This is a genomic window from Achromobacter veterisilvae (genome assembly GCF_900496975.1).
In the GTDB taxonomy this organism is placed as follows: Bacteria; Pseudomonadota; Gammaproteobacteria; order Burkholderiales; family Burkholderiaceae_B; genus Achromobacter; species Achromobacter veterisilvae.
This window is the reverse complement of sequence record NZ_UFQC01000080.1, coordinates 1-8,342: the sequence shown is the minus strand read 5'-3', so window position 1 is coordinate 8,342 and position 8,342 is coordinate 1. Positions and strand designations below refer to the sequence as shown.

Sequence of the window (8,342 nt, the reverse complement as noted above, 5' to 3'; positions counted from 1 at the left end):
AGGTGCGGATTCGAGGCTTAATCTTTCGAGCAAAGTCCAAGCTTTGGGTGTCAGAACAAGCTGCTCGAATCCGCTGTAGTGATAGCTAATCACCACGGGGACCAAGATACAAGGTGTCTGACACCCGTACGAGACGCCGGCGCGGATTGCCCCGGTGCCGCCGGGTGTCAGACACCCGCGGAAGCGCCCTGCCTTGAGGGAAGGTGTCTGACACCCGTACGAGACGCCGGCGCGGATTACCCGGATGCCGCCGGGTGTCAGACACCCGCGGCTCACGACGGGTGTCTGACACCCAAGCCGGGTGGCTTCAAGCCTGAAGCGCCTTGCCTTGGGGTGTCAGACACCTGCGGACCCGCGAAGCACCCTACCCTGCCTAGCTCGCGCGGGCTTCCAGCACGGCCACGGCGGGCAGGGTCTTGCCTTCCAGGAATTCCAGGAATGCGCCGCCGCCGGTCGAGATGTAGCCGACCTTGTCGCCGATGCCGTACTTGGCGATGGCGGCCAGCGTGTCGCCGCCGCCGGCGATCGAGAAGCCTTCCGATTCCGCGATGGCGCGGGCCACGACTTCGGTGCCGTTGGCGAACTGGTCGAACTCGAACACGCCCACGGGGCCGTTCCAGACGATGGTGCCCGCCTGCTTCAGGATCTCGGCCAGTTGCGCCGCGGTCCGCGGACCGATGTCGAGGATCATGTCGTCGTCGGCCACGTCCGCCGCCGCCTTCACCGTCGCTTCGGCGTCCGCGCCGAAGGACTTGGCGCACACCACGTCCACCGGAATCGGCACGGCCGCGCCGCGCCGATTCATGATGTCGATCACGGCGCGCGCCTGGTCGACCTGGTCGGGTTCGGCCAGCGACTTGCCGATGGACAGGCCGGCGGCCAGCATGAAGGTGTTGGCGATACCGCCGCCCACGACCAGTTGGTCGACCTTGTCGGCCAGCGATTGCAGGATGGACAGCTTGGTCGACACCTTGGAGCCGCCGACGATGGCGACCAGCGGGCGCTTGGGTTCGTGCAGCGCGCGGCCCAGGGCCTCCAGCTCGGCCGCCAGCAGCGGGCCCGCGCAGGCGACGGGCGCGAAGCGCGCCATGCCGTGGGTGGTGGCTTCGGCGCGGTGCGCCGTGCCGAAGGCGTCGTTGACGTAGACGTCGCACAGCGCCGCCATCTTCTTGGCGAGCGCCTCGTCGTCCTTCTTTTCGCCCACGTTCACGCGGCAGTTTTCCAGCAGCACGACCTGGCCGTGGTCGACCTGGACGCCGTCCACCCAGTCGCGCACCAGTTGCACGGGCATGCCCAGCAGTTCGGACAGGCGCTGGCCGACCTTGGCCAGCGAATCGGCGTCGGTCAGCACGCCTTCCTTGGGACGGCCCAGGTGGGACGTGACCATGACGGCCGCGCCGGCGTCCAGCGCCAGGCGGATCCCGGGCACGGAGGCGCGGATGCGGGTGTCTTCGCTGATGCGGCCGGCGTCGTCGAACGGCACGTTCAGATCGGCGCGGATGAACACGCGCTTGCCGGACAGGGCGCCGGACTTGGCCAGCGCGGACAGGGTATTGACCTTGGGCATGAGTATGGATTCCTACGGTTGGCGAACAAAGGGGACGAACCCATTTTCCGCGACAGCGGAAAACAAATCCGTCCCCTTTGGCCTGACAGCGTTGCTTACTTGGCGGACATCAGCGCGACGGTGGTGTCGAGCATGCGGTTCGAGAAGCCCCACTCGTTGTCGTACCAGGACGAGACCTTGACCAGGCGGCCCGAAACCTTGGTCAGCGACGCGTCGACGGTGCTGGAGGCCGGGTTGTGGTTGTAGTCCACCGAGACCAGGGGTTCGGTGTTGTAGTCCAGGATGCCCTTGAGTTCGCCTTCGGAGGCGGCCTTCAGGATGCCGTTCACTTCCTCGACGGTCGTGTCGCGCTTGGCGATGAACGACAGGTCGACGATCGACACGTTGATGGTCGGGACGCGGATGGCGTAGCCGTCCAGTTTGCCGTTCAGTTCCGGCAGCACCAGGCCCACCGCGGCGGCAGCGCCGGTCTTCGTGGGGATCATGCTCATGGTGGCCGAACGCGCGCGGCGCAGGTCTTCGTGGTAGACGTCGGTCAGGACCTGGTCGTTGGTGTAGGCGTGGACGGTGGTCATCAGGCCGTTTTCCAGGCCCAGCTTGTCGTTCAGCGGCTTGACCAGCGGGGCCAGGCAGTTGGTGGTGCACGACGCGTTCGAGATGACGGTGTCGGTGGCCTTGAGCACGCCGTGGTTCACGCCGTACACGATGGTGGCGTCGACGTCCTTGCCGCCGGGCGCCGAGATGATGACCTTCTTGGCGCCGCCCTTGATGTGCGCGCCGGCCTTTTCCTTGGTCGTGAAAAAGCCCGTGCATTCCAACACCACGTCGACCTTCAGGTCGCCCCAGGGCAGTTCGGCCGGGTTGCGGTTGGCCAGCACGCGGATCTTGTCGCCGTTGACGACCATGAAGTCGCCGTCGACTTCGACGGTGCCCGGGAACTTGCCGTGGGCGGTGTCGTAGCGCGTCAGGTGCGCGTTCGTCTTGGGATCGCCCAGGTCATTGATGGCGACGATTTCGATGTCGTGCTTCTTGCCACCTTCGTAGTGGGCACGAAGGATGTTGCGGCCGATGCGGCCGTAACCGTTGATGGCGACGCGAATGGTCATGACTAAGCTCCTTTTTACAAAACTTGGCGGACGGTCTCGGCCACCTTGTCGGCGGTCAGCCCGAAGAACTTGAACAGTGCGCCGGCCGGCGCGGATTCGCCGTAGCGGTCGATGCCGACGACGGCGCCTTCCAGACCCACGTACTTGTGCCAGAAGGCGGTCACGCCGGCCTCGACGGCCACGCGCGGCAGGCCCTTGGGCAGCACGGATTGCTTCCAGGCGGCGTCCTGGCGGTCGAACACGTCGGTGCTGGGCATGGAGACCACGCGCACGGCGACGCCTTCCTTGGCCAACTGCGCCTGCGCGTCCAGCGCGATGGCGACTTCCGAGCCGGTGGCGATGATGACGGCGCGGGCGCCTTCGGCGTCGCGCAGCACATAGCCGCCGCGGGCGATGGCGTCGACGGTGGCGGCGTCGCGCTGCACGAACGGCAGGTTCTGGCGCGACAGCAACAGGGCCGTCGGGCCGCCGTCGTGCACGGCCATGCCGATGCTGGCCGGGCGCGTCACGGCGGCGTTCCAGGCCACGGCGGTTTCGGCCGTATCGCAAGGACGCCACAACGACAGGTTGGGGATCAGGCGCAGGCTGGAGGCGTGTTCGATGGACTGGTGGGTCGGGCCGTCTTCGCCCAGGCCGATCGAGTCGTGGGTGAACACGTGCACCACGCGCTGCTTCATCAGCGCGGCCATGCGGATGGCGTTGCGCGAGTAGTCGGAGAACGTCAGGAACGTGCCGCCGAACGGCAGGTAGCCGCCGTGCAGGGCCACGCCGTTCATGATGGCGGCCATGCCGAATTCGCGCACGCCGTAGTTGATGTGGCGGCCGAACTGGATGCCCTGTTCGCCCGCGCGGACGGCGGCGACGCCCTTCCAGTCGGTGAAGTTGGAGCCGGTCAGGTCGGCCGAGCCGCCCAGCATTTCCGGCAGGGCCGCGGCCAGCGCCGCGATCGCGAACTGCGAAGCCTTGCGGGTGGCGACGGTCTCGGCCTTTTCCAGCGTGGCGTCCAGGAACGCCTGGAACTGCTCGGCGTAGCCGGCGGGCAGCTCGCCCTTCATGCGGCGCGTGAATTCGGCGGCCTCGGCGGGGAATTCGGCGGCGTAGGCGTCGAAGGCGGATTGCCATTCGGCCTGGGCCGAGGCGCCCTTCTGGCGGCCGTCCCAGCCGTCGTAGACGGCCTGCGGGATCTGGAACGGTTCCGAGGACCAGCCCAGCGCGGCGCGGGTGGCGGCGATCTCGTCCTTGCCCAGCGGCGCGCCGTGCACGTTGTGCGTGCCGGCCATGTTGGGCGAACCCTTGCCGATGACGGTGCGGCAGACGATCAGCGTGGGCTTTTCCGATTGCGAGCGCGCGGCCTTGATGGCGGCGTCCACCGCGGCCACGTCGTGGCCGTCCACGCCGCGGATCACGTTCCAGCCGTAGCCTTCAAAGCGCTTGGCGGTATCGTCGGCGAACCAGTGCTCGACGTGGCCGTCGATGGAGATGCCGTTGTCGTCGTACAGCACGACCAGCTTGCCCAGCTTCAGCGTGCCGGCCAGCGAGCACACTTCGTGCGAGACGCCTTCCATCAGGCAGCCGTCGCCGGTGAAGGCGTAGGTGTGGTGGTCGACGAGGGTATGGCCGGGCTTGTTGAATTCAGCGGCCAGCAGCGCTTCGGCCAGCGCCATGCCCACGGCGTTGCCCAGGCCCTGGCCCAGGGGGCCGGTGGTCGTTTCCACGCCCGGGGTGATGCCCACTTCGGGGTGGCCCGGCGTCTTGGAATGCAGTTGGCGGAAGTTCTTCAGTTCCTCGATCGGCAGATCGTAGCCCGTCAGGTGCAGCAAGGCGTAGATCAGCATCGAGCCGTGGCCGTTGGACAGCACGAAGCGGTCGCGGTTGGCCCAGGCGGGATCCTTGGGGTTGTGACGCAGGTTGCCGGCCCACAGGGCCTGGGCGATTTCCGCCATGCCCATGGGAGCACCCGGATGCCCGGAGTTCGCTTGTTGCACGGCGTCCATCGCGAGGGCGCGGATGGCATCCGCCAAGGCAAGTTTAGGGGCGGTCGGATTGCTCATTCGGAAGGCTCTTTGAAGCTGGCATGCCTAGAAAAAATAGGGCCAGTTAAGTAGGTTGCGAAGCATGGGATTTTAGCATCCAGGGGTTTCCCCCACGCCATCGGCCATAAGCGGGGCCTGGCGGGCATAATGGAGCCCCCGCGGCGCGCCCGCCGCGCGCGCTTGCCATCCCATTTTTGCGTGTCCGCAACACCATGTCCGCCCCCCGCTTCTTCTGCGACATCCCCCTCGCCTCCGGCGCCCGCGCCGCCCTGCCGGACGCCCTGGCGCATCACGCGCTGCGGGTGCTGCGCCTGCGCGACGGCGAGCCCGTCACGCTGTTCAACGGCCAGGGCGGCGAGTATCCCGCCGTGCTCGAAGTGGAAGGCAAGGCCGGTTTTGCCCGGCTGGGCGAGTTCTCCGCGCGCGAGGCAGAGCTGGCCGGACGAGTCACCCTGGTCCAGGGCCTGCCGTCCGGGGACAAGATGGACTGGGTGGTGGAAAAAGCCGTGGAACTGGGCGCCGCGCGGGTCTGCCCCATCGCGGCGCAACGCAGCGTGCTGCAGTTGTCGGGGCCGCGCCTGGAAAAGCGCGTGGCGCATTGGCAGCGCATCGCCCAATCCGCGAGCGAGCAATGCGGGCGCAACCGGCTGATGGCCGTGGACGCGCCCCGGACGCTGGCCGAGTGGCTCGCGCAGCCCGCCGAGGGCCTGCGCCTGATGTGCCATCCGGAAGCGCCGGACGACCTTGCCGCCCGGCTGCGGTCCGCGCCCGGCCTGCGGGCGCTGACTCTGCTGGTCGGCCCCGAAGGCGGATGGTCGGACAAGGAATTGGCGCAGGCCCGCGAAGCCGGCGTCGAGGCCGTGCGCTTCGGCCCCCGGGTGCTGCGCACCGAGACGGCCGGGCTGGCGCTGCTATCGGCCGCCGGCGCGCTGCTGGGCTGGTAGGCCGGTCAGTGGGCCTCGCCGTAGGGCGCGGCCGCCACCCCGGGTTCGGGGTCGGGATGCTTGCCGGCGTGTTCGATGACGTAGGCGAAGACGCGGCCGTTCTCGCGGGCAAAATCCGAGGCGTCGGAGCAGACGGTTTCGATGAGGGCGGAGTCTTCCTCGAGCGCCGGATCGCCCGAATGCAGCTTGTACAGCCAGAGCACCACGCCGGTCTTGTGGTCCAGCACCGTGTCGCACAGGCAGTCGTACAGCGCGTCGAGATTGCCGCCGAAGTACTCGGGGAAGTCCACCGCCTTGACGATGGCGCGCAACACCGCCGAACGGCTGCGGGCGGGATCGCAATTGGCGACGAACAAGGCCAGGCCGAGCTCATGAGCGGCGTCCACCACGGCCTTCTTGTCCAGCCCTTCATGGGCCAGCGCACCGCCGCGCAGGAGCTGCCGCTGCAAAGTAGATTGGCCATTGCGCGTCATGCCTGAGCCTCCTTGAAAAAGGCGATCACTTCGTCGTTACGCTGCATCGTATCGGCATAACCCAGTTCAATCAATCGCTTGGTGTAGCTGGATTCGAACAGGAGGTAGGACATCAGCGACCCGCCTCCCGGACGGCCTGGATCGGACGATACACCGAGTACGCGAAAAAGGGCACGGGCCTGGGCCGGCATGTCCTGCAAGTGCTCCAGCGCCATCAGGTCCAGCGACTGGCTGGGCGTGATCGTCAGGACCTCGATCCGGCGCGCGGCGCCCTTGGAGCCGTCCTCGCCGGCCAGCTCCATCAGGGCATTCATCCGCTGCAGGCGCTCGACGTCGACCGACAGGCCGTCCAGGAAGATGCTGGCCAGCGCGTGCCCGCCCACCTGCGCCAGGGACGGATACGGCGGCGAGTCCTCGCGGTTCTCCGGGTGCGTGTCGTCCCGGAAGCCGGTGCCGATCACCAGCACGCGATGCGCCCCCAGGTGGATGGCCGGGCTGATCGGCGCCAACTGGCGCATCGAGCCGTCGCCGCACCATTCGCCCTTGCCGTGCACCTGCACCTGCCGGGCCGGAAAGACGAAGGGGATGGCCGACGACGCCATCAGGTGGTCGATGCCGATCGGGGTGGGGATCGCCAGGCGCAGGTAGCGGTGCCAGGGCTCGATGGGCGTGTGCGCCTGGTAGAAAGTCAGGTGTTCGCCGCTGGTGTAGCCCGAGGCCGTGATCGCCAGCGCCGACAAGGCCCCGCTCTCCAGGTTGGACCGCAGGTGCTGGAAATCCAGCACCCGGCTCAGCAGGGCCTGCATGGGGCTGTTGTCCAGCAGGGACGTGGGCCGCTTGCGCGTCAGGCCCGAATACATCCATCCCAGCGACAGCAGGCCCAGCCAGCGGACCCCGGTGCGGATCAGGCCGGGCGCGTCGGCCCGGTAGATCATGTCGGTATTCAGCGAGGACCACAGGCGCCGGATGCGCCGCACGCCCAGGTGCGGCCGGTCGGCCCGGCACGCCAGCGCCGCGGCGTTGATGGCGCCGGCCGACGTGCCGCAGATGATGTGGAAGGGATTCCGGAAACGGGAATGCCAGTCCGGATCCAGCAATTCCATGATGGCGCTGAGCACGCCCACCTGATAGGCGGCGCGGGCGCCGCCTCCGGTCAGGACCAGGCCGGTCGGCGTGCGCGGGCACGCCGGGCCGGGAGGCCTGACTTCAACGCGGGGTATTGACATCGACGACCGTCATCGCGGTCATGTTGACGATGCGGCGCACGGTGGAGCTGGACGTCAGGATGTGCACCGGCGCGTTCGCGCCCAGCAGGAACGGACCCACCGCCACGTTGCCGCCCGCGGCCGTCTTCAGCAGGTTGTAGGCGATGTTGCCGGAGTCCACGTTCGGGCACACCAGCAGGTTGGCCACGCCCTTGAGCGACGACGACGGCAGGATGCGCATGCGCAGCGCCTCGTCCAGCGCGCAGTCGCCGTGCATCTCGCCGTCGATCTCCAGATCCGGCGCGATCTCTCGCACCAGCTCCAGCGCGCGGCGCATCTTCGCCCCCGACGCCGAACTGCCCGAACCGAAGTTCGACCGCGACAGCAGCGCGATCTTGGGCGCCAGGTACATGCGGCGCATCTCGTTGGCGGCGGCGATGGTGAATTCGGCGATCTGCTCGGCCGAGGGCTCGTCGTTGACGTGCGTGTCGACCAGCACCACCGTGCGCTCGTTGAGCAACAGGATGTTCATCGCCGCGTACACATTGTGCCCGGGACGGCGGCCGATGACCTCGTCCACGAAGCGCAGGTGGTCGTGGTAGGCGCCCACCGAACCGCAGACCATGCCGTCGGCGTCGCCCAGGCGCACCATCATGGCGCCGATCAAGGTCATGCGGCGGCGCATTTCCACGCGCGCCATTTCCTTGGTGATGCCGCGGCGGCACATCAGCTCCCAGTACGTGGTCCAGTACTGGTGGAAGCGCTCGTCGTATTCCGGGTTGGTGACCTCGACGTCCTCGCCCAGGCGCAGGCGCAGGCCGAGCTTCTCGATGCGGGCCAGCAACACGGACGGGCGGCCTACCAGGATGGGGCGGGCCAGGCCTTCGTCCACCACCACCTGCACGGCGCGCAGCACGCGTTCGTCCTCGCCTTCCGCGAACACGATGCGCGACTTGCCGCCTTCGCGCACCAGGCGCTTGGCCGCCGAGAACAGCGGCTTCATGAACGCGCCCG

At 68.0% G+C, this 8,342-nt stretch carries 7 protein-coding genes; 1 reads left to right on the top strand and 6 read right to left on the bottom strand.

All coding sequences use genetic code 11. The features are described from left to right. Positions 1-373: 373 nt before the first annotated feature. The 3 genes from AVE30378_RS32195 to tkt form a co-directional block, all read right to left on the bottom strand. Positions 374-1,567, bottom strand: a complete 1,194-nt coding sequence (locus AVE30378_RS32195) for a phosphoglycerate kinase (protein WP_129247225.1) — start codon at positions 1,565-1,567, stop codon at positions 374-376. A gap of 95 nt (positions 1,568-1,662) precedes the next feature. After that, on the bottom strand, positions 1,663-2,673 hold the full coding sequence (gene gap / locus AVE30378_RS32190) for a type I glyceraldehyde-3-phosphate dehydrogenase (RefSeq protein WP_129247222.1): 1,011 nt from the start codon (positions 2,671-2,673) through the stop codon (positions 1,663-1,665). Positions 2,674-2,687: 14 nt separating this feature from the next. After that, a complete protein-coding gene (gene tkt / locus AVE30378_RS32185) occupies positions 2,688-4,724 on the bottom strand; it encodes a transketolase (RefSeq protein ID WP_129247220.1) in 2,037 nt (678 codons plus the stop codon). Between the two features lie 194 nt (positions 4,725-4,918). Here tkt and AVE30378_RS32180 point away from each other — a divergent pair, with 194 nt between their 5' ends. Next, complete coding sequence (locus AVE30378_RS32180; RefSeq protein ID WP_129247218.1) at positions 4,919-5,650, top strand: 16S rRNA (uracil(1498)-N(3))-methyltransferase; 732 nt, start codon at positions 4,919-4,921, stop codon at positions 5,648-5,650. Between the two features lie 5 nt (positions 5,651-5,655). On the opposite strand, the gene AVE30378_RS32175 is transcribed toward AVE30378_RS32180, so the two are convergent. From AVE30378_RS32175 to AVE30378_RS32165, 3 genes are all read right to left on the bottom strand, one after another. After that, entirely contained in the window at positions 5,656-6,123 is a 468-nt protein-coding gene (locus AVE30378_RS32175; RefSeq protein ID WP_129247216.1) for a barstar family protein, read from the bottom strand. Then, the gene (locus AVE30378_RS32170; protein WP_244235204.1) at positions 6,120-7,349 is read right to left on the bottom strand and encodes a patatin-like phospholipase family protein; all 1,230 of its coding nucleotides are present in this window, start codon (positions 7,347-7,349) and stop codon (positions 6,120-6,122) included. Before AVE30378_RS32170 ends, AVE30378_RS32175 begins: the two co-directional genes overlap by 4 nt. Further along, positions 7,330-8,342: phosphate acyltransferase (locus AVE30378_RS32165; RefSeq protein WP_279636220.1), on the bottom strand; the 1,013-nt coding region annotated here is incomplete at its 5' end. The genes AVE30378_RS32165 and AVE30378_RS32170, both read right to left, overlap by 20 nt.